General features: G+C 75.7%; 16 protein-coding genes. 8 read left to right on the top strand and 8 right to left on the bottom strand.

The genetic code is table 11. The annotated features are described in order from the left end of the window. Positions 1-1,009 precede the first annotated feature (1,009 nt). On the top strand, positions 1,010-2,212 hold the full coding sequence (locus BJP40_RS27570; RefSeq protein WP_071272117.1) for an amino acid deaminase/aldolase: 1,203 nt from the start codon (positions 1,010-1,012) through the stop codon (positions 2,210-2,212). A 215-nt stretch (positions 2,213-2,427) separates the two neighbouring features. On the opposite strand, the gene BJP40_RS27565 is transcribed toward BJP40_RS27570, so the two are convergent. The 4 genes from BJP40_RS27565 to BJP40_RS27550 are packed head-to-tail and all read right to left on the bottom strand — an operon-like array spanning position 2,428 to position 6,999. Further along, the gene (locus tag BJP40_RS27565; protein ID WP_079171515.1) at positions 2,428-3,357 is read right to left on the bottom strand and encodes a DUF2510 domain-containing protein; all 930 of its coding nucleotides are present in this window, start codon (positions 3,355-3,357) and stop codon (positions 2,428-2,430) included. Positions 3,358-3,377: 20 nt separating this feature from the next. Then, entirely contained in the window at positions 3,378-4,175 is a 798-nt protein-coding gene (locus BJP40_RS27560) for a 3-oxoacyl-ACP reductase (RefSeq protein ID WP_071274596.1), read from the bottom strand. A gap of 8 nt (positions 4,176-4,183) precedes the next feature. Continuing rightward, a complete protein-coding gene (locus tag BJP40_RS27555; RefSeq protein ID WP_071283107.1) occupies positions 4,184-5,572 on the bottom strand; it encodes an aldehyde dehydrogenase in 1,389 nt (462 codons plus the stop codon). A 20-nt stretch (positions 5,573-5,592) separates the two neighbouring features. Then, positions 5,593-6,999 (bottom strand): glutamine synthetase family protein, encoded by a 1,407-nt coding sequence (locus BJP40_RS27550; protein ID WP_071283106.1) that lies wholly within the window; start codon positions 6,997-6,999, stop codon positions 5,593-5,595. 78 nt (positions 7,000-7,077) lie between these two features. On the opposite strand from BJP40_RS27550, the gene BJP40_RS27545 reads away from it, so the two are divergent. The 3 genes from BJP40_RS27545 to BJP40_RS27535 all read left to right on the top strand — a co-directional run bounded on the left by BJP40_RS27545 (position 7,078) and on the right by BJP40_RS27535 (position 10,418). Then, complete coding sequence (locus BJP40_RS27545) at positions 7,078-7,818, top strand: FadR/GntR family transcriptional regulator (RefSeq protein ID WP_071283105.1); 741 nt, start codon at positions 7,078-7,080, stop codon at positions 7,816-7,818. A 443-nt stretch (positions 7,819-8,261) separates the two neighbouring features. Beyond that, positions 8,262-9,725 carry an ethanolamine permease gene (eat, locus tag BJP40_RS27540; protein WP_071283104.1) on the top strand — a complete coding sequence of 488 codons (1,464 nt, stop codon included), beginning with the start codon at positions 8,262-8,264 and terminating at the stop codon, positions 9,723-9,725. 3 nt (positions 9,726-9,728) lie between these two features. Beyond that, positions 9,729-10,418: a gamma-glutamyl-gamma-aminobutyrate hydrolase family protein gene (locus BJP40_RS27535; protein WP_071283103.1), complete on the top strand. Its 690-nt coding sequence runs from the start codon at positions 9,729-9,731 to the stop codon at positions 10,416-10,418. Between the two features lie 370 nt (positions 10,419-10,788). Here the strand turns inward: BJP40_RS27535 and BJP40_RS27530 are convergent, their stop codons facing one another. Next, a complete protein-coding gene (locus BJP40_RS27530; protein WP_175500088.1) occupies positions 10,789-11,697 on the bottom strand; it encodes a LysR family transcriptional regulator in 909 nt (302 codons plus the stop codon). 71 nt (positions 11,698-11,768) lie between these two features. Here BJP40_RS27530 and BJP40_RS27525 point away from each other — a divergent pair, with 71 nt between their 5' ends. After that, complete coding sequence (locus tag BJP40_RS27525; protein WP_079171513.1) at positions 11,769-13,091, top strand: C4-dicarboxylate ABC transporter; 1,323 nt, start codon at positions 11,769-11,771, stop codon at positions 13,089-13,091. On the opposite strand, the gene BJP40_RS27520 is transcribed toward BJP40_RS27525, so the two are convergent. Further along, positions 13,018-13,740 (bottom strand): helical backbone metal receptor, encoded by a 723-nt coding sequence (locus tag BJP40_RS27520; protein ID WP_071283115.1) that lies wholly within the window; start codon positions 13,738-13,740, stop codon positions 13,018-13,020. The two genes, BJP40_RS27525 and BJP40_RS27520, sit on opposite strands and share 74 nt — an antisense overlap. 5 nt (positions 13,741-13,745) lie before the next feature. After that, on the bottom strand, positions 13,746-14,306 hold the full coding sequence (locus BJP40_RS27515; RefSeq protein WP_071274575.1) for a helix-turn-helix domain-containing protein: 561 nt from the start codon (positions 14,304-14,306) through the stop codon (positions 13,746-13,748). Positions 14,307-14,418: 112 nt separating this feature from the next. On the opposite strand from BJP40_RS27515, the gene BJP40_RS27510 reads away from it, so the two are divergent. Next, entirely contained in the window at positions 14,419-15,351 is a 933-nt protein-coding gene (locus BJP40_RS27510) for a 5'-3' exonuclease (RefSeq protein WP_226962944.1), read from the top strand. A gap of 52 nt (positions 15,352-15,403) precedes the next feature. Then, a complete protein-coding gene (locus tag BJP40_RS27505) occupies positions 15,404-16,255 on the top strand; it encodes a siderophore-interacting protein (protein WP_193097192.1) in 852 nt (283 codons plus the stop codon). An 81-nt stretch (positions 16,256-16,336) separates the two neighbouring features. On the opposite strand, the gene BJP40_RS27500 is transcribed toward BJP40_RS27505, so the two are convergent. Beyond that, positions 16,337-17,056, bottom strand: coding sequence for a MerR family transcriptional regulator (locus tag BJP40_RS27500; RefSeq protein ID WP_319020119.1), 720 nt, complete (start codon positions 17,054-17,056; stop codon positions 16,337-16,339). A gap of 586 nt (positions 17,057-17,642) precedes the next feature. Here BJP40_RS27500 and BJP40_RS27495 point away from each other — a divergent pair. Then, positions 17,643-20,396, top strand: a complete 2,754-nt coding sequence (locus BJP40_RS27495; protein ID WP_226962704.1) for an HAD-IC family P-type ATPase — start codon at positions 17,643-17,645, stop codon at positions 20,394-20,396. Positions 20,397-20,558: the final 162 nt, after the last annotated feature.

Genomic DNA, 20,558 nt, shown 5'->3' with positions numbered 1-20,558 from the left:
CGCGGAGTCGGACTCCCGGGGCGCGGGCACCGCCGTGGGGCCGGGCGCGCCGGGCGGGTGCGGGGCCGTGGGACGGGACGTCCCGGGGGCGGGCACCGTCGCCGGGGGGTCGGCTTCTCGCGGCAGGGGGCCCTGTCCGGTGGCCGCCGGGTCTGCCGTGGTGCGGTGCGGGGGCGCCGGGGGGCCGGACCGCCCCGCGGGGGCGGGGTCACCGGCCGCCGCGGAGGCGGAGGTCGGCACCCCGAGGACGGGCTTGCGCCGCGGGGTCGTCGGCGCTGCGGCCACGGCCCGTGGAGGGCGCGGGGGGTGCGGAGTGCGCTCGGGTGCCCGCGGGGTCGCGGGAGGGTTCGGGTGGGTCCCTTCGGGGTGGCTCTCGCCGGCAGCCGCCCGGTCCGGCGCACCGGGGCACTCCTCGGAGGCAGCCGCCCGGCCGGACTGCCCGGGGGGCGGCGGGGGGAGCGGGGTGCCGGGCGCCTGCTGCGCGGAGGCGGGAGCCGCACCGGAACCGGTCGCCGGGACGGCCCGGGACGGTACGGGACCGGCGGCGGGCAGATCGCACGGACGGTCGGCCGCGGACCCGTTCGCGGGCAGTTCCCGCGACGGGGACGGCTCGGTACCGGTGACGGGCAGACCGCGGGGCGGGGCGGTTGCGGGACGGTTCGCCGGCAGACCGCCGGGCGGGACGGCCACGGAGGCGTTCGACGGCGCGTCGCCGCGCGGAGCCGGTTCGGGACTGCTCGCGGGCAGGTCCCGTATGACGCGGAGGCGGGTCGTGGTCTCCGCGGGCGCCTCGGGCTGCTGCGGGCGGGGTGTCCCGGTGCTCATCCGCCCCCCATCGTCGTCGTACCGGAACGCCGCCGGGGGCAGCCCGGTTTGCCGGCGTGTAGGCGTCACTCTAAAGGCTGCGGCCGCCGTCGCGGCAACGCGGCCGCAGGCCAGGACGGTTCTGACCGGAACGTCCCGTCCTCACCCCCTACCCCGCGGTAGCCGCGTCTGGCACGCTCGGCGCATGACTCCCCGCGCAGCCGACCGGGCCCGCTACGACCGGGCCACCGCCCTTCTCGACGCCCCGCTCGCCCTCGTGGATCTGGAGGCGTTCGACGCCAACGCGGACGACCTGCTGCGCCGCGCCGGGGGCAAGCCGATCCGCGTCGCGACCAAGTCGGTGCGCTGCCGGGCCCTGCTCGAACGGGTGCTGGCGCGCCCCGGCTTCGCGGGTGTGATGGCCTTCACGCTGGACGAGTCGCTGTGGCTGGCCCGCTGCGGTGTCGACGACGTGCTCCTCGCGTACCCGTCGGCGGACCGCGCCGGCTACGCCGCGCTGACCGCCGACGCGAAGCTGGCCCGTGCCGTGACCGTGATGGTGGACGACCCGGCGCAGCTCGACCTCATCGACCGGGCGCGCGGGGACGGACGCGAGGAGGTGCGGGTCTGCCTCGAACTGGACACGTCGCTGCGGCTGTTCGGCGGGCGGCTGCGGATCGGCGCGCTCCGCTCCCCGCTCCGCGAGCCGGCGCAGCTCGCCGAGCTCGCCCGGTCGGTGCGGCGCCGACCGGGGTTCCGTCTGGTGGGGCTGATGGCGTACGAAGGCCATGTGGCGGGTGTGGGGGACGCGGTGGCGGGGCGTCCGCTGCGGTCCCGCGGGGTCCGGTTGATGCAGTCGGTGGCACGGCGGGAAGTGGCGGAGCGACGCGCGGCGGTGGTGGCGGCGGTCCGGTCCGTGGAGCCGGACCTGGAGTTCGTGAACGGCGGCGGGACGGGCAGCGTGCAGTACACGGTCGCCGAGGACGCGGTGACGGAGGTCGCCGCCGGGTCCGGGCTGTACGTGCCGCGGCTGTTCGACGACTTCTCGTCGTTCACGGGCCGCCCGGCGGCGCTGTTCGCGCTGCCCGTGGTGCGCAGGCCCGGGGTGGGCGCGGTGACGGTGCTGGGCGGCGGGTACCCGGCGTCGGGCGTGGCCGGTCAGGACCGGCTTCCCGTGCCGTATCTGCCGGAAGGGCTGCGCTACGACCCGTTGGAGGGGCCCGGCGAGGTGCAGACGCCGCTGCTGGGCTCGGCCGCCGACGACCTGCTCATCGGGGACAAGGTGTGGTTCCGCCACGCGAAGGCGGGTGAGCTGTGCGAACGCTTCGAGCGGCTGCACCTGGTGGAGGGCGACCAGGTGACGGCGACCGTGCCCACCTACCGGGGCGAGGGGCGCACGTTCCTCTAGCCCGCCGCCCTCCCCTCCCCCGGGCCCGTCCTCCCCACAGCGGCTGCCGTTCCGCCGGTCCGCCGACCGGGCCGTGGCCGTGCGGTCCCCCGGCCCGCGGACCCTCGGGTCCTGACGTCCACGCCGGGCGGGTCCCGTCCCGCCTTCGGCCCTGGTCGGCCCGCCCTCCCCGGTGCGGGCTGCCGGTCGGCCGCGGCCTTCGGCCCGGCGGGGCCTCAGCCGTCCTGTCCGGGGGCGATGCTGCTGCCGACACCGCCGCCCGTCGCGCTGCCGATCGGGCGGATGCTCCGTGTGATCTCGTCCATGAGCGACAGCTCCGGCATGCCCTCGCCCGCGGCGAAGGCGAACCGCACGGTGACCGGGGCGCCGTCGCCGGCCGGCGACGGGAAGACCAGGGACTGGACGTAGCCGCCCTGGCCCTTGCCGGTGGTGACCTGCCAGCGCACCAGGTAGCCGGTGCGTCCCGCGGCCACCGCCCGGCGCTGGTCGAGCACCTTGTGGGAGGTGACGCCGCCGTACGGGGCGACGCCCAGGCTGTCCTTCCCGAAGGCTTCCTCGGCGGCCTCGGCGATGTCGTCCTTCGCCATCTGCTCCGGAGTGCCCCGGCCGCTGGTCAGCGTGCGGGAGCTGACCTTCCCGTAGTCGCAGTACCGGCCGCCCTCGGGACACCGGAAGTCGGCGACGGTTGTCATGGCGGCGGCCTGGAACACGCCGTACTCGGGCACCTCCCAGCCGTCCGGGAGCGGCATGGAGATGCCGTTGAGCTGGTCGACGAACTCCGCGGGGGCGTCGGCCGGGACGGCGTCGGAGGGCTTCCCCGTGGGGGCGTCGGAGCCGGGGGGCTGCTGCGCCGGGGAGGCGGAGGCGGCCCCGGGGGAGGCCGGGGCGCCGGCGGCCGGTTCGCCGTCCGCGGGGCGCAGCACCAGGAAGGCGGTGACGGCGACCGCCGCCGCGGCGACGGCGGCGGAGGCTGCCAGGGCGGCGCGCCGGCCTCGCCGCGGCGGGACGACGGCCGCGGGCGGCCCGGCCGGGTGAGTGCCGCCCGGCGGGCGGGTGTGCGCGGTCCACGCGGTGCCGTCCCACCAGCGTTCGACGGTGGGGGCGGCGGGGTCCGGGTACCAGCCGGGCGGCGTCGTCATGCTCATGCGGTCAGCGTAACGAGCGCTCAGAGGGGAGTGACGTACGCACCCGCGATCCCGCCGTCGACGAGGAAGTCGGTGGCGTTGACGAACGAGGAGTCGTCGCTCGCCAGGAACGCCACCGCCGCCGCGATCTCCTCGGCCCGCGCGAACCGGCCCAGCGGGATGTGGACGAGGCGGCGGGCCGCCCGTTCCGGGTCCTTCGCGAACAGCTCGCGCAGCAGCGGGGTGTCGACCGGGCCGGGGCACAGGGCGTTGACGCGGATGCCCTCGCGGGCGAACTGCACGCCGAGTTCGCGGGACATGGCGAGGACGCCTCCCTTGGACGCGGTGTACGAGATCTGGCTGGTCGCCGCGCCCATGCGGGCCACGAAGGAGGCCGTGTTGATGATGGAGCCCCTGCCCTGGCGGCGCATGTAGGGGAGGGCGGCCTTGCAGCAGAGGTAGACGGACGTCAGGTTGACCTCCTGGACGCGCTTCCACGCGTCGAGCCCGGTGTCCAGGATGGAGTCGTCGTCGGGCGGGGAGATGCCGGCGTTGTTGAACGCGACGTCGACGCTGCCGTACGTGTCGTACGCGGCTTCGAAGAGGGCCTCCACCTCGTCGGGGTCGGTGACGTCGACGCGTACGAAGAGGCCCCCGGCCTCGTCGGCGGCGGCCTTGCCGGCCTTCTCGTCGATGTCACCGCACACGACGTGGGCGCCTTCGGAGGCGAGGCGGCGGGCGGCGGCCAGGCCGATGCCGCTGCCGGCACCGGTGATGACGGCGGTGCGGCCGACGAGGCGGCGGCAGATGTTCTCGGTGGCGTGCTCGTGGTCGGTCATGCGCTGCGTCAGCCTTCCGTGGGGTGCGTGCTGATGAAGACGTTCTTGGTCTCGGTGAAGGCGGTGAGGGCGTCGGGGCCGAGTTCGCGGCCGATGCCGGACTGCTTGTAGCCGCCGAAGGGGGTCCAGTAGCGGACGCTGGAGTGCGAGTTGACGGAGAGGTTGCCCGCCTGGACCGCCTGGGCGACGCGCAGGGCGCGGCCGACGTCGCGGGTCCAGAGGGAGCCGGAGAGGCCGTAGTCGGTGGCGTTGGCGAGGCGCACGGCGTCGGCCTCGTCGTCGAAGGGCAGGACGACGGCGACCGGACCGAAGATCTCCTCGGTGGCGGCGGGCGCGTCGGGGGCCAGGCCGGTGAGCACGGTCGGCGGGTACCAGAACCCGGGGCCCTCGGGGGCGCTGCCGCGCACGGCGGCGCCTGCGCCGTCCTCGGGGACGTACGAGCGGACGCGGTCGAGCTGGGCGCGGGAGATGAGGGGGCCCATCTCGGTGCGCTCGTCGGCCGGGTCGCCGACGACGACCTTCTCGACGGCGGGGGCGAGGAGTGCGAGGAAGCGGTCGTGGACACTGCGCTGTACGAGGATCCGGGTGCGGGCGCAGCAGTCCTGGCCGCTGTTGTCCAGGAAGGACATGGGCGCGGCGAGGGCGGCGGCCTCGATGTCGGCGTCGGCGAAGACGATGTTGGGGCTCTTGCCGCCGAGTTCGAGCGTGACCCGTTTCATCCGGGCGGCGCAGGCGGCCATGACGCCCTGGCCGACGCGGGTGGAGCCGGTGAAGACGATCTTCGCCACGCCGGGGTGCTCGACGAGTGCGGCGCCCGCGACCGGGCCGCGGCCGGGCAGCACCTGGAAGAGGTGCTCGGGGAGGCCGGCGTCGCGGGCGAGGCCGGCGAGGCGGAGCGCGGTGAGGGGGGTGGTCTCGGCGGGTTTGAGGACGACGGCGTTGCCGGCGGCGAGGGCGGGTGCGGTGCCCCAGGCGGCGATCGGCATGGGGAAGTTCCAGGGGGCGATGACGCCGACCACGCCGAGCGGTTCGAGGAAGGTGACGTCGACACCGCCGGGCACGGGGATCTGGCGGCCGGTCAGCCGCTCCACTCCCCCGGCGGCGTAGTCGAGCAGGTCGCGGACGTTTCCGGCTTCCCAGCGGGCGTTGCCGAGGGTGTGGCCGGCTTCGCGCACCTCCAGCAGGGCGAGTTCCTCCAGGTGGTCGTCGACGGCGGTGGCGAAGCGGCGCAGCAGCCTGGCCCGGTCGGCGGGCGCGAGGGCGGCCCAGGTGCGCTGGGCCGCGGCGGCGCGGCGGACGGCGGCGTCCACGTCGGCGGCGGTCGCGGCGGGGACGGTGGCGACGGGTTCCTCGGTGGCGGGGTTGAGGACCTGGAGCTCGTCGGGGGTGTCGGTCATGGGTCCGTCCTCACGGGTGGTCACAGGCGTTCGAAGGAGCGGCGCAGCTCCCAGTCGGTGACGGCGGCGTCGAAGGCGTCGAGTTCGACGCGGGCCATGTTGCGGTAGTGGGCGACGACCTCGTCGCCGAAGGCGGCCTTGGCGAGGGTGCTGTTCTCCCACAGCTCGGCGGCCTCGCGCAGGGTGGTGGGGACGTGTGCGCGGGCGTCCGCGTACGCGTTGCCCGTGCAGGGTTCGGGCAGTTCGAGCTGCTGCTCGATGCCGTGCAGGCCGGCGGCGACCAGCCCGGCGACGGCGAGGTACGGGTTGACGTCGCCGCCGGGCAGGCGGTTCTCGAAGCGGGTGGAGGGGCCGTGGCCGACGACCCGCAGGGCGCAGGTGCGGTTGTCGTGGCCCCAGGCCACGGCGGTGGGGGCGAAGGAGCCCGGCTGGAAGCGCTTGTACGAGTTGATGTTGGGCGCGTAGAGCAGGGAGAACTCGCGCAGGGCCGCGAGCTGTCCGGCGAGGAAGTACCGCATGAGGGGGGACAGGGCGTCGGGGGTGCCGGCCGGGCCGTCGCCGGCCATCGCGTTGCGGCCGTCGGCGTCCTGGAGGGAGAGGTGGATGTGGCAGGAGTTGCCCTCGCGTTCGTTGTACTTCGCCATGAAGGTGAGGGAGACGCCTTCCTGCGCGGCGATCTCCTTGGCGCCGGTCTTGTAGACGGCGTGCTGGTCGCAGGTGGTGAGGGCGTCGGCGTAGCGGAAGGCGATCTCGTGCTGGCCGGGGTTGCACTCGCCCTTCGCGGACTCGACGGTGAGGCCGGCGCCCGCCATGTCGTTGCGCAGCCTGCGCAGCAGGGGTTCGACGCGGCCGGTGCCGAGGATCGAGTAGTCGACGTTGTACCGGTTGGCGGGGGTGAGCCCGCGGTAGTCGGCGTCCCACGCCTGTTCGTAGCTGTCGGTGAAGACGATGAACTCCAGCTCGGTGCCGACGTGGGCGGTGTAGCCGTGGGCGGCGAGGCGGTCGAGCTGGCGGCGCAGGATGTGGCGGGGGGAGGCGGTGACGGGGGCGCCGTCGTGCCAGGTGAGGTCGGCGAGGAGCAGGGCGGTGCCGGGGTGCCAGGGGATGCGGCGCAGGGTCGCCGGGTCGGGGCGCAGGGCGAAGTCCCCGTATCCGGTGGACCAGGAGGACATGGCGTAGCCGTCGACGGTGTTCATGTCGGGGTCGACGGCGAGGAGGTAGTTGCATCCCTCGGTGCCGTGCTCCAGGACCTCGTCGAGGAAGAAGCGGGCGGCGAAGCGCTTGCCCTGGAGGCGGCCCTGCATGTCGGGGAAGGCCAGGACGACGGTGTCGACGGTGCCGCCGGCCACGAGGGCGTGCAGTTCCTCGACGGACAGGGGCGGGGTACGGTCCGCCCGGAGGTGGACGGCCTTGCTGCGGTCTGCCACGGGATGGATCCTCCTTGGGTCAGCCGGAAGCCATAAGGTATGGGTGAGAACCATTGCTTGGGAAGAGGAGGGGGCCACATGGCCAAAGAGGCGCCCGATCGGGGGCAGGCCGCCGATCCGTTGACGCCCGTGCTGCGGCCGGTGCGGGCGGGCAACGGCTTCGAGGAGGCGCTGGCGCAGATCCTCCAGGTGGTGCGGCTCGGCCTGGTGCCGGCGGGCGGGCGGCTGCCCGCCGAACGGGAGCTCGCCGAGCGCCTCGGCATCAGCCGGGTGACGCTGCGCGAGGTGCTGAAGGTGCTCCAGGAGCAGGGACTCGTGGAGAGCCGGCGCGGCCGCTACGGCGGGACGTTCGTGCTGCGCCGCGACCGGGAGCCGGGTGAGGAGGAGCTGCGGCGCCGGATCGCGGCGGTGGACCTGGAGGACGCGCTGCGGTGGCGCGAGGTGCTGGAGACCGGCGCGGCCGGGCTGTGCGCGGCGCAGGGGCTGACCGGCGAGGGGGCACGGCGGCTGCGGACCGCCCTGCGGGCCACGCACGACGCTCCGCTGGAGGACTACCGGCGGCGGGACACGCTGCTGCACCTGGCGCTCGCCGAGCTGTCGGGGTCGCCGACGCTGACCGCGCAGTACGCCGCGGTGCGGGCGACGGTGAACGACCTGCTGGACGGCATCCCCCTGCTGGTGCGGAACCTGGAGCACGCCCAGCACCAGCACGACGCGCTGGTCGAAGCGGTCCTGGAGGGCGATGCGGAGGGCGCGCGGGAGGTGGCACGGGAGCACTGCGCGGGGACGGCGGCGCTGCTGCGGGGCTTCCTGGCATGAGCCCCGGGGAAGCCGATGACGGCACCGGCGCTGCCGCGGGACTCCCCCGCATGCGTCTCCGAAAAGCGGGCGCGAACGGGGACACCGGCGCTGCCGCGGGAACCCCCGCCCGAGCGCGCGGAAGCGGATGGCAGCGGCGACACCGGCACTGCCGCAGCCAAGCCTGGCCCGTGCTCACGGAAGCGGCGCGAGCAGGGACGGAGGCGCTGCCACAGGAAGCCCTGCCGCGAGCGTACGGCGGCGGAGGCGAGCCGCGACGGCGGGGAAAGTCGCGCACGGGTCTTGCGCGGCGGCGTGCCCCACCGCAAAGGTATGGGCCCATTCCATTGGGTCGGGTCCCTGGGGCGCTCCCGTGGCCGGTCCGTGCGGCCGGTGCGGCGGCGCGGGGCCGGCCCGTTGGGCCGTCGACGGGGGTTCGATCCGAGCGGGAGGCTGACGCTGCCATGACGCTGGAAGACACCGAGGGCACGACCGCGGGCGGGCGTCGTCCGCAGGACGACTATCTGAAGCGCCGCACCTTGCGGCAGGGCAGCGCGGGCTGGCTGCTGTTGACCGGGCTCGGCGTCGGGTACGTCGTGTCCGGGGACTACTCCGGCTGGAACATCGGCCTCGCGGAGGGCGGCTTCGGCGGCCTGGCGATCGCGACGCTGCTGATGGGCACGATGTACGCGTGCCTGGTGTTCTCGCTGGCCGAGCTGTCCGCGATCCTGCCCGCCGCGGGCGGCGGCTACGGCTTCGCGCGCCGGGCGCTGGGCCCGTGGGGAGGGTTCCTCACCGGTACGGCGATCCTCATCGAGTACGTCCTGGCGCCCGCCGCGATCTCCCTCTTCATCGGCGACTACGTCGAGTCGCTCGGCCTGTTCGGGCTCACCGCCGGGTGGCCGGTCGGACTGGCCTGCTTCGCCGTGTTCATCGGCATCCACCTGTGGGGCGTGGGCGAAGCGCTCCGCTTCAGCCTGGTCGTGACGACCGTCGCCGTGGCGGCCCTGCTGATCTTCGCGGTGGGCGCGTTCACGGAGTTCCGGGCGGCGGGTCTCGACGACATCCCGGTGGACCCGGACGCCTTCGGCGCGAACTCCTGGCTGCCGTACGGGCTGCTGGGCATCTGGGCGGCGTTCCCGTTCGGCATGTGGTTCTTCCTCGGGGTGGAGGGTGTGCCGCTGGCCGCCGAGGAGGCCAAGGACCCGGTCAGGTCGATGCCGAAGGCGATGTCCCTGTCGATGGGCGTGCTGGTGCTGCTGGCGGTGGTGACGTTCCTCGCGGCGACGGGCGTCCGCGGCTCGGCCGCGCTCCAGGACGCGGGGAACCCGCTGGTGGTGGCCCTGGAGGGGGACGGCGGACCGACGGCGCTCAGCCGTTTCGTCAACTACGCGGGCCTCGCGGGTCTGGTCGCGTCGTTCTTCTCGCTCATCTACGCGGGCTCGCGCCAGCTCTTCGCGCTGTCCCGGGCCGGCTACCTGCCGCGGTTCCTGTCCCTGACGAGCCGCCGGAAGGCGCCGTACCTCGGCCTGCTGATCCCCGGCGCGATCGGCTTCTCGCTGGCGGCGTGGACGGGCGACGGCGCCCGGATGCTGAACGTGGCGGTGTTCGGCGCCACCATCTCGTACGCGCTGATGGCGCTGTCCCACATCGTGCTGCGGCGCCGCGAACCGCACCTGGAGCGGCCCTACCGCACCCCGGGAGGGGTGCTGACGTCGTCGGTCGCCTTCGTCCTGGCGCTGGCGGCCCTGGTGGCGACGTTCCTGGTGGACGTGGACGCCGCTCTCGTGGCATTCGGCGTCTACGCGATCGCGGTGGCGTACTTCGCGTTCTACAGTCGGCACCGCCTGGTGGCGAGCGCCCCCGAGGAGGAGTTCGCGGCGCTGGCCGCCGCCGAGGCGGAGCTGGACCGTACCGGAGAGGGGTAGGGGATGGTCAGGCCACTGATCGGTGTGACGACGTACCTCGCCCCCGCGGCGTGGGGCGTGTGGGACATGCCCGCGGCGCTGCTGCCCGCGGCCTACCCCCGGCTGGTGCAGGCCGCGGGCGGCCTCGCCGCGATGCTGCCGCCCGACCCGTCGCCGTCGGCGGCGGCCGCGGCCGTGTCCCGGCTGGACGCGCTCGTCGTCGCGGGCGGCGCCGACGTGGAGCCGGTGCGGTACGGGGCCCGCCCCGACCCCCGCACCGGGCCGCCGGACCGGGAGCGGGACGCCTGGGAGCTGGCCCTGATCGAGGCCGCGCTGGCGGCGGGGACACCGCTGCTCGGCGTGTGCCGGGGCATGCAGCTGCTGAACGTGGCCCTCGGCGGGACGCTGGTGCAGCACCTGGACGGCCACGCGGAGCGGGTCGGCCGTTTCGGCCGCCACACGGTCAAGCCGGTGCCCGGCACCCGGTACGGCGCGCTGGTGCCCGAGGCGACGGAGGTCCCGACCTACCACCATCAGGCCGTGGACCGCCTGGGCGAGGGGCTGCGGCCGTCGGCATTCGCGGAGGACGGCACGGTGGAGGCCGTGGAGCCTTCGGGGGGCACCTGGGTGCTGGGCGTCCAGTGGCATCCGGAGATGGGCGAGGACCTCCGCGTGATGCAGGGCCTGGTGAGGGCGGCGGCGTCCGCCCGGTGACCCTCGCGCCGGGGCCCCGTACCGTGCGCGGGTGGCGGCCCGGCCCGCCGCACGGTCCGCGGCTCGCGGAGGCGCGCCACCACCGCCCGGGTCGCCGCCCCGGGCCCCGCGCGCCGACCCGGCGCACACGGCTCGCGCCGCGCGCCTGGACGGGCCCCGACGGTGACACCCGCCGGAGCCGTCGCCGCCCGCCACGCGCGCGTGCCGGTGGCGTGCCGGGTACAGCCGCCGACACCGCCGTCGACGCCCGCTGTGCGCGCGTTCCGGGGAGGACACCGGCACAGCCGCCGGCACGGCAGGAAGGACCCCGCTACACGCGCGTGGCCCGCGACGTCGCGGAGGTCCCGGCACAGCGCCTGCTCAGGATCCCCTACGCCCGCGTGGCCCGCGACAGCGACAGCAAGTCGCGTGCCGGCCCGGTCGGGCGGGTGCCGCGGGGCCACACCGCGCGCAGTGCGCGGCGCAGGTCGGCGCCCTCGACCGGGACCTCCACGAGCCGGCGGGACGTCAACTCCTCGGTGACGGCCAGTTCGCTGAGGACCGCCGGTCCGGCCCCGCTCACCGCCGCCGCCTTCACGGCCGTGGTGGACGCCAGCTCCATGAGCGGCGCGGCGAGGCCGCCGTGCCCGGCGAGGGCCGAGTCGAGGACCTGGCGGGTACCGGACCCGTGCTCGCGCAGCACCAGGGGAGTCGTGGCCAGCTCGGCGGGCGTGACGGGGACGCGGCGCCGCGCCCACCGGTGCCCCGGGGCCGCGACCACGAGGAGCCGGTCGTGGGCCACCACCGCGCCCTGCAGGCCCTGGGGGACGGCCAGCCCCTCCACGTAGCCGAGGTCCGCCTCGCCGTCCAGCAGGAGGGCCGCGACCGCTGCCGAGTTCCCGGCCCGCAGGGACACGGCGGTGTCCGTGCGCTCGGCGCGCAGGGCGATCAGCCAGCCCGGCAGGAGGTACTCGGCGATGGTCATCGACGCGGCCACCCGCAGCCGCGAGTCCCGGCGGTCACGCAGGGCCTGCGCCCCGGCGTCGAACGCCTCGGCCGCCTCCACCACCCGCCGCGCCCAGTCGGTGACGAGTGCGCCGGCGTCGGTGAGCCGGGAGCCGCGCGGTGAGCGGTCGACGAGGGCGACGCCGAGCTGCCGTTCCATGGAGCGGATGCGGCTGCTGGCGGCGGGCTGGGTGATGCCGAGCTCGCGCGCGGCCCTCCCGAGGCTGCCGTGCCGGGCGACGGCGAGCAGGAGTTCCAGGGCACCCAGGTCGGGCACGCGATGCGACAGGCTCATAACCCCAGCTTATGGGGCCATAGGGGAATGGGCCCTGGTCGGGCGTCCCGCGGGCCGCGAGGGTGGGTGGCATGGCGACCACCGTCCTCCCCGTCCCCGCCCCGCAGCCCCGCCCGGGCGGCTCCCCCGGTCCCGACGCCGGGCCCGGCCCCGAGGAGCAGCCCCCGGCGGAAGGCGCCGGCCCGCGCACCGACGGACCGCGCCCTGGCCACGCCCGCGCGCACCCCGGCGGCTCCCCCGCCCCAGCAGCCCGCCCCCGCCTCCGGCCGCGGTCCCGTCCGCTCGCCGGCCGGGCCGCCCGGGGCCGTCGCTTCCGCCGCGTCCGGCACCTGGGGCCGAACTGGTACGCCGTGGTCATGGGCACGGGGATCGTAGGCAGTGCGGGCGCCGGGCTGCCCGTCGCGATGCCGGGCCTGCGGACGGTGTGCGCGGCGATGTGGGCCCTGTCCCTGGCGCTGCTGGCGGTACTGCTGACGGCCAGGGCCCTGCACTGGACGTACCACCGGGACCGGGCGCGGGAGCACCTGCGGGACCCGGGCACCGCGCCGTTCCAAGGCTGCACGGCGATGGCGCTGGTCTCCACGGGCGGCGGCACGCTGCTGGTCGGGCGGGACTGGGTCGGTCCGGACGTGGCCCTGGCGCTGGGTGCGGCGCTGTTCGCGGCGGGCACGGCGGCCGCCCTGGCCGCGGCGGTGGCGGTGCCGCTCCTGATGGTCGTACGGCACCGGGTGGAAGAGGCGTCGCCGGTGTGGCTGCTGCCGCTGGTCGCGCCGATGGTGTCGGCCGCGGTCGGTCCGCTGCTCGCGGTGCGCCTGCCGCCCGGGCAGGCGCGGACGACGCTGCTGGCGGGGTGCCTGGGCCTGTTCGGACTGAGCCTGCTGGCGGCGCTGCTGGTGCTGCCGCTGGTGTTCGGGCGGCTGGTGGTGGGCGGGCCCCCGGTGGCGGCTCTGACTCCGGCGCTGCTGCTGGCCCTGGGGCCGCTGGGGCAGTCGACGACGGCCGTGAACGCGTTCGCGGACGTGGTGCCCGGGCTGCCCTACGGCGGGGTCCTCGCGGCCGTGTACGGGCTGCCGGTCATGGGGTTCGCGCTGCTGTGGCTGGCCTGGAGCGGGGCACTGGTGCTGCGCGCACGCCGCCGCGGCATGGGTTTCGCCATGACGTGGTGGGCGTTCACGTTCCCGGTGGGGACATGTGTGACGGGTCTGGAGGGACTGGCGCGCCACACGGGCCTGGAGGCGCTGCGGTGGGCCGCGGTGGTGCTGTTCGGGCTGCTGGTGGCGGGGTGGCTGGCGGCGGCCTCGGGGACGGTCCGCGGGCTGGTCAGCGGGGCGCTGCCGGCAGCGCCCGGCGCAGCACCGCGGGGGCCTCGGCGAGGGACGGCCCGTACCAGGTGAGGTGACGGCCGTCGACGAGGGCGGCGGGCAGTCCGGGGAACGCCTCGGGCCCGTCGTCGGCGGTGAAGCGGTACGGCTCGTCGGGCAGGACGACCAGATCGGCGCCGGCGTCCCGCAGGTCGTCGAGCGGGACGCGCGGGTAGCGGTCGGGATGGTCGGCGTAGGCGTTGGCCACACCGAGCCGCGCGAGCAGGTCGCCGGCGAAGGTGTCGCGGCCGAGCACCATCCAGGGCCGCCGCCAGACCGGGACGACGGCGCGGCGCGGCGGGCCGTCGGGGCGCACCGCGGCCCAGGCCGCCTCCGCTTCGTCCAGCCAGCGCGGCCGCCCGGGGACGCCGCAGGCGACCAGGACGCGGGCGAGCTCGCGCAGCGCCTGGTCGAGGGTCCGGACCTCGGTGACGAGCACCTCGATCCCGGCGGCCCGCAGTGCGTCCAGATCGGGGGCGCGGTTCTCCTCCTCGTTGGCGAGGACGAGGTCGGGGCGCAGGGCGGTGATCGCGGCGGTGTCCGGGTTCTTGGTGCCGCCGATCCGGGCGGCACCGCCCAGGTCGGCGGGGTGGGTGCACCAGTCGGTGACGCCGACGAGGAGGCCGGGCGCGGTGACGGCGACCGCCTCCGTGAGGGAGGGCACCAGGGAGACGACGCGCAGCGGGGTCACGGCGCCGACGCCTCCATGTGCGGTGCCACGGCGACGACGAGCAGCCGGGTGTCCGGCGCGGAGGTGCGCCAGCGGTGCCGCACGCCACCCGACAGGTGCATGGTGTCGCCGCGCTCCAGCCGGTAGGCGCGGCCTTCGGCCTCGACCTCGACGGTGCCGTCGGCGACGTACAGCAGGGCGTCGTTGCGCAGGACGATCTCGCGTCCCGCGTCGTGCTCGCCGGTGAACTCGTCGGCGTGCATCTGGTGCTCGCCGCGCACCAGGGGGCGCACGCCGGGGGGCGCGGCCGGGTCGTCAGCGCCGGAGACGGCCCGTACGACGTCGACGGTCCGGGCGGTGTCGGCGGCGTCGAGGAGCTCCACGGCGGTGGTCTTCAGCGCCTCGGCGATGCACTCCAGGGACCGGGTGCTCGGGCGGGCCCGCTCGTTCTCGATCTGGCTGAGAAACGGCACGGACAGGCCGCTGCGCTCCGCGACCGCGGCGAGGGTGAGCGACAGTGCGCGGCGCCTCCTGCGGACGGCCGCGCCCACACGGGGCGATTCCTTGTCGTCGTGCATGATTCCCTCCCTTCCCTCGCTCACCGATCCACCTTACGCAGCCGGAGTACCGCCGAGTAGCGCAATCGGTGGAAGCGGCCGGTCGGAGCCGGTGTCAGCGGTGTGCGGCATGATGCGGAGTGTGACGCGACGCCTGATGCTGCTGGACACCGCCTCCCTCTACTTCCGGGCCTACTTCGGGGTTCCCGACACCGTGCGGGCCCCGGACGGCACGCCCGTCAACGCCGTGCGGGGCCTGCTGGACTTCATCGCCCGGCTGGTGCAGGACCACCGGCCGGACGAACTGGTGGCCTGCATGGACGCCGACTGGCGCCCCGGGTGGCGGGTGGCGCTGATCCCCTCGTACAAGGCGCACCGGGTGGCCGTGGAGACCCCCGCCGGGGAGGCCGACGAGGAGGAGGTGCCGGACACCCTGTCCCCGCAGGTGCCGGTGATCGAGGCGGTGCTGGACGCGCTGGGCATCGCGCGGGTGGGCGTCGCCGGGTACGAGGCGGACGACGTGATCGGGACGCTCGCCACGCGGTCGGCGGGCCCGGTGGACATCGTCACCGGCGACCGGGACCTGTACCAGCTGGTGGACGACGCCCGCGGGGTGCGGGTGCTGTACCCCCTGAAGGGCGTGGGGACGCTCCAGGTCGCGGACGGGGAGTGGCTGCGGGAGAAGTACGGGGTGGACGGCTCCGGTTACGCGGACCTGGCGCTGCTGCGGGGCGACCCGAGCGACGGGCTGCCGGGGGTGCCCGGCATCGGGGAGAAGACGGCGGCGAAGCTCCTGGCGGCCTTCGGCGACCTCGCGGGCATCATGGCGGCGCTGGAGGATCCCCGGTCGAAGCTGACGCCGGGCCAGCGCAAGCGCCTGGACGAGGCGCGGGACTACGTGGCGGTGGCGCCGCGGGTGGTGCGGGTCGCGAGCGACGTCCCCCTGCCGGAGTTCGACCCCGCGCTGCCCCGGGAGCCGAAGGACCCGGTGGCGCTGGAGGAGCTGGCGCGCCGCTGGGGGCTCGGGGGCTCCCTGGAGCGGCTGCTGACCGTGCTTCCCCAGTGAAGGGTGTTAACTTAGGTATACCTAACCAGTAGTCGAGGACGGGGAGAGCTCCGTGGCGTCCGAAACACCGGCCGAGCCGGCCCGCAAGGCACCGAAGGTGCACGAGGCCCGGGTGCTGCGCACCGAGCGGATCGCTCCGCACATGGTGCGCGTCGTCGTCGGCGGAGACGGCCTTTCCGCGTTCGCCACGTCCGGCTTCACGGACCACTACGTGAAGCTGCTGTTCCCGCCGCCCGGCGTGACCTACCCGGAGCCCTTCGACATCGAGCGGATCCGGGCGGAGCTGCCCCGCGACCGGTGGCCGGCGCAGCGCACGTACACGGTACGCGCCTGGGACGCGGTGCAGCGGGAGCTGACGCTGGACTTCGTGGTGCACGGTGACGAGGGCCTGGCGGGGCCGTGGGCGGCCCGCGCCAGGGCCGGCGACGTGGTGCGTCTCCTCGGGCCGGGCGGCGGCTACGCCCCCGACCCGCGGGCCGACTGGCACCTCCTGGCCGGTGACGAGAGCGCACTGCCGGCCATCGCCGCGGCCCTGGAGCAGCTCCCCGAGGACGCCGTGGCCCACGCGTTCATCGAGGTGGCGCAGCCGGACGACGAGCTGAAGATCGCGGCCCCGGCCGGCGCGCACGTCCACTGGCTGCCCCGGCACGGCGCACCGGTCGGTGAGCCGCTGATCGCCGCGGTCCGCGCACTGGACTTCCCGGCGGGAAGCGTGCACGCCTTCGTCCACGGCGAGGCCGGCGCCATGAAGGAGCTGCGCCGCCACCTCCGCCACGACCGCGGCGTGCCCCTGGACCGCCTGTCGCTCTCGGGCTACTGGCGCCTGGGCAAGTCCGACGAGGCGTGGCGCGCGGTGAAGCGCGAGTGGAACGCCCGGGTCGAACGCGAACAGGAAGCCGCGTAGCCCCCGCGGGGGCGTCGCCCGCACCCGCGCCCCCGCCGACGACTGCTTCCCCCGCTGCCGGCGCCCGCCGGAGGCCCCGTCTCACGCGGGCGGCGGGGGCACCGGCCCCGCGCCGTACCGGCGGGCCGAGGCGTCGACCTGGGCCAGATGGCGCAGGGACGCCAGGACCACGTCCCCGAGGACGGTGCCGACGACGGCCGCCTCCACCACGTCCTCACGGCTCGGCTCCCCCGTCACGTAGGCGACGTCCACCGCGGCGACGCGCTCGGCGGCCTCCGCGTAGGCGTCCAGGTTGTGTGCGGCGAACCGGGCGTGCCCGAGCCGGCGCATCGCTGCCAGGGCGGCGGCCAGGGACCGCACTGCGGAGGCGGACCCGTCGACCCGCCACCCCCTGCGGCGCATCAGCTCCACCACCTCCTTCCGCACCTCCGCCACCTCCTCGTCCTGCTCCGCCCCGGGCTTCGGCGCCATGTGGTCGTGCGCCGCCCCCAGCACCTCGTGCACGGACCGCGACGGGTCCTCCACCGCCTCCAGGACGCCCCGCACGGCCGACACCGAGCAGCCGCCGACGTCGATGAGCGCCCGGACGAGCCGCAGCCTACGCACGTGCGACTCGTCGTAGCCGGCCTGGTTGGGGCTGCTCAACCGCCCGGCGGGCAGCAGTCCCTCCCGTACGTAGTACTTGATCGTCGGCACCGACACACCGGTCCGCCGGCTCAGCTCACCCACGCGCACGCCGCCGCGCACCCCCTCCTGCCAGGCCCGCCCCTCGACGGGCCACACCACCACGGACAGTCCCACTATCGGGCAACGGTAAGCGGCGCTCCCCGTCCTCCGCTCGGCCTCCCGGACGAGCCCGCCCCGGAGCCGAGAGCCGCTCTCCTCCGGCCGGGGCCACGCACACCGCTCTGCGGCCGCCGCGCCGGGCGCAGGGGCCGTGCTTCCGGCCGAGATCGTCGCCCCGGGGGCGGCCGTCGGCCGGTGAGAAGGCCGCCGCGGTCGTGGAGGGGCCCGTCGTCGGCAGCGGTCGGCGTGTACGGGGGAACGGCCCGGGCGCACGTCCCGGATCGGCCGGGCAGCCGGCCGCGAGCCGAGGCGCCCCGTGCGCTGTCCTCGTCGGCCCGCAGCCGAGCCCGCCCCGCGCCCCCGTACGCGCCGCCGCACAGCCCCGCCTCCTGCGCGCCCGCCGTGCTTCCGCCCACAGGAGACGGCCCGCCGCCGCCGGCACGCGGGCGGTGGGGTCCCGCCGTCCGGCCCTGGGGGCCGGGTCGCGCCTCCCCGACCTCCGGGGACGTGCGGCCCTGGCCCCGGGACCGCGGCCGGAGGGACCGTGGAAGTACGCGCAGGGCGGAGCCGCCGATACCGTCCGCCCGGATGGGAGGACACCGTGCCGCTGGACACAGGCACCGGCAGGCCGGCTCCGGCCGCGCACCACGGCCTCGCCGCCCACGAGGTCGTCCTGCTCCTGGAGACCGACCCGCGGCGCGGCCTCTCCCGCGAGGAGGCGGCGCTCCGGCGGGAGAGGTACGGCCCGAACGTCCTGCCCGCGGCGGCCCGCGGCGGGTGGCTCCGGCTGGTCCTGCGCCAGTTCCAGCACCCGCTGGTCCACATCCTCATCGCCGCCGGGGCGATCACGGCCGCACTCGGCGAGTACGTCGACTCGGCCGTCATCTTCGGCGTGGTCCTCGTCAACGCGCTCGTCGGCTGCCTCCAGGAGGCCAAGGCGGAGGCAGCGCTCGACAGCCTGCGCGCCTTGGTGCACACCACTGCCCGGGTCGTCCGCGGCGGCCGCGAGGCGACCGTCCCGTCGGAGGAGCTGGTCCCGGGGGACCTGGTCCGGGTGGAGGCGGGCGACAAGGTCCCCGCCGACCTGCGGCTGCTGCGCTCCACGGGGCTGCACGTCGACGAGTCCGCGCTCACCGGGGAGTCCGTGCCGGTCGCCAAGGACGACGCCGTGCTCGCCCCGGGCACACCGGTCGCCGACCGCCTGAACATGGTGCACTCCGGCACCCTCGTCACGGCGGGTGACGGCAGCGGCATCGTCGTCGCCACCGGTCCAGAGACCGAGCTCGGCGAGATCCACCGCCTGGTCGGCGCCGCCGCCACCCTCGCCACCCCGCTCACCCTCAAGCTGGCGGCCTTCAGCCGCGTCCTCACCGTCGTCATCATCGGTCTGGCCGCGCTCACCTTCGCCGTCGGCGTCGCCCGCGACCAGGGCGTGGTCGACACCTTCACCGCCGCCGTCGCGCTCGCCGTCGGCGCCATTCCGGAGGGGCTGCCCGCAGCCGTCACGATCACCCTCGCCATCGGCGTGGGCCGCATGGCGAAGCGGCGGGCGCTGATCCGGCGCCTGCCCGCCGTCGAGACCCTCGGCAGCACCACGGACATCTGCTCCGACAAGACCGGCACCCTCACCGAGAACCAGATGACGGTACGGAAGATCTGGACGCCCGACGCCCTCTACGAGGTGACGGGCTCCGGCTACGCCCCGGACGGCGCCGTGCGGGGCGGCCCCGCCGACAGCGTCGCCCTGCACTGGACGCTGCTGGCGGGGGCCTGCTGCAACGACGCCGCGCTCCGCCACGAGGGCGACCGGTGGTCCGTCCTCGGCGACCCCACCGAGGGGGCCCTCCTCGTCGCCGCACGCAAAGCGGGCCTCCCCGACTCCGTGCGGGACGACCACCCGCGCCTCGCCGCCATCCCCTTCAGCTCGGACCGGCGGTACATGGCGACGCTGCACCACGACCCGGTCACCGGCGGACAGCTCGTGCTGGCCAAGGGCGCGGTGGAGGAGCTCTCCGCCCTGTGCGCGGGCCGGCTCGGCGCGGACGGGACGGTACGGCCCCTGGACCGGGACGCGCTGCTGGCCGCCGCGGACGCCCTGGCCGCCGAAGGGCTGCGGGTCCTCGCCACCGCCGTACGCCTCCCCGACCCCGCCGGGGCGGTGGCCCCGGACGCCCCCGCGACCGGACCGGACCCCCGGTCGGCCGTGCCCTTCGACGACGACCGGCTCACCGGTCGGCTCGTCCTGACCGGCCTGCAGGCGATGCTCGACCCGCCGCGGGCCGCGGCGGCCGCCGCCGTACGGGCCTGCCACAGCGCCGGCATCACCGTACGGATGATCACCGGGGACCACGCCGCCACGGCACGCTCCATCGCGGGCGGCCTCGACCTGCTGCCCGCGGGCGCCGCCGAGGACGGCCGGGTGCTGACCGGACGCGACCTGGCGGCCCTGCCCGCGGACGCCTACCCCGACGCCGTGGACCGCGCCCGCGTGTACGCCCGGGTGTCCCCCGAGCAGAAGCTGCGCCTGGTCGAAGCGCTCCAGGACCGCGGCAGGGTCGTCGCCATGACCGGGGACGGCGTCAACGACGCGCCCGCTCTGCGACAGGCGGACATCGGCGTCGCCATGGGCCTGGGCGGCACCGAGGTGGCCAAGGACGCCGCCGACATGGTGCTCACGGACGACGACTTCGCCACCATCGAGTCAGCCGTCGAGGAGGGCCGGGGGGTGTTCGACAACCTCACCAAGTTCGTCGTGTGGACGCTGCCGACGAACATGGGCGAGGGCCTGGTCATCCTGGTGGCGATCCTGCTCGGCGCGACCCTGCCGATCCTGCCGACCCAGATCCTGTGGATCAACATGACGACCGCGGTGGCACTGGGTCTGATGCTGGCCTTCGAGCCGAAGGAGCCCGGCATCATGACCCGCGCCCCGCGCGACCCGGCGAGGCCCCTGCTCACCGGCACGCTGATCGTGCGGGTGCTGCTGGTGTCCGCTCTGCTGGTGGCGGGCAGCTGGTGGGTGTTCTCCTGGGAGCAGGGCATGGGCTCCGGACTGGCGGAGTCCCGCACCGCGGCCGTGAACCTGTTCGTGGCCGTCGAACTGGTCTACCTCTTCAGCTGCCGGTCCCTGACCCGCCCGGTGTGGCGCATCGGCTGGTTCAGCAACCCCTGGGTGGTCGGCGGCGTCCTCACCCAAGTCGCGGGCCAACTCGCGCTGACGTACCTGCCGGTGATGAACCGCCTGTTCCACACCGCCCCGCTGGGTGCGGACTCCTGGCTGCGGATCGCGGGCGTCGCGGTCCTCACCTCGGCAGCCGTCGCGGCACACAAGTACCTCCAGCGTCAGCCGATGTGACGGGCCGCCGGACGGGTCGGCGCGGTGCCGCACGGGCCGGCCGAGGAGAAGGCACGGCCAACCGGCGTGCGGGGCACGCCGGTACGAGCGGCCGCCGAAGGCACCCGGTCGCCTGCCGAGCCGCCGGCCGCCCGACCGCCGCCGATCACCGGACCGCATGCC

Source organism: Streptomyces sp. CC53, from assembly GCF_001865245.1.
Classification (GTDB): Bacteria; Actinomycetota; Actinomycetes; order Streptomycetales; family Streptomycetaceae; genus Streptomyces.
The sequence above is the reverse complement of the archived record's forward strand: the minus strand, read 5'-3'. Positions and strand labels throughout refer to the sequence as shown.

What these genes read in the sequence shown, in the direction of transcription:
- BJP40_RS27565 (WP_079171515.1), bottom strand. Translation starts at nt 3,357, where the DNA reads ATGAGCATGACGACGCCGCCCGGCTGGTACCCGGACCCCGCCGCCCCC.
- BJP40_RS27525 (WP_079171513.1), top strand. Translation starts at nt 11,769, where the DNA reads ATGGCGACCACCGTCCTCCCCGTCCCCGCCCCGCAGCCCCGCCCGGGC.
- BJP40_RS27555 (WP_071283107.1), bottom strand. Translation starts at nt 5,572, where the DNA reads ATGACCGACACCCCCGACGAGCTCCAGGTCCTCAACCCCGCCACCGAG.
- BJP40_RS27510 (WP_226962944.1), top strand. Translation starts at nt 14,419, where the DNA reads ATGCGGAGTGTGACGCGACGCCTGATGCTGCTGGACACCGCCTCCCTC.
- eat (WP_071283104.1), top strand. Translation starts at nt 8,262, where the DNA reads ATGACGCTGGAAGACACCGAGGGCACGACCGCGGGCGGGCGTCGTCCG.
- BJP40_RS27545 (WP_071283105.1), top strand. Translation starts at nt 7,078, where the DNA reads ATGGCCAAAGAGGCGCCCGATCGGGGGCAGGCCGCCGATCCGTTGACG.
- BJP40_RS27535 (WP_071283103.1), top strand. Translation starts at nt 9,729, where the DNA reads ATGGTCAGGCCACTGATCGGTGTGACGACGTACCTCGCCCCCGCGGCG.
- BJP40_RS27570 (WP_071272117.1), top strand. Translation starts at nt 1,010, where the DNA reads ATGACTCCCCGCGCAGCCGACCGGGCCCGCTACGACCGGGCCACCGCC.
- BJP40_RS27515 (WP_071274575.1), bottom strand. Translation starts at nt 14,306, where the DNA reads ATGCACGACGACAAGGAATCGCCCCGTGTGGGCGCGGCCGTCCGCAGG.
- BJP40_RS27560 (WP_071274596.1), bottom strand. Translation starts at nt 4,175, where the DNA reads ATGACCGACCACGAGCACGCCACCGAGAACATCTGCCGCCGCCTCGTC.
- BJP40_RS27530 (WP_175500088.1), bottom strand. Translation starts at nt 11,697, where the DNA reads ATGAGCCTGTCGCATCGCGTGCCCGACCTGGGTGCCCTGGAACTCCTG.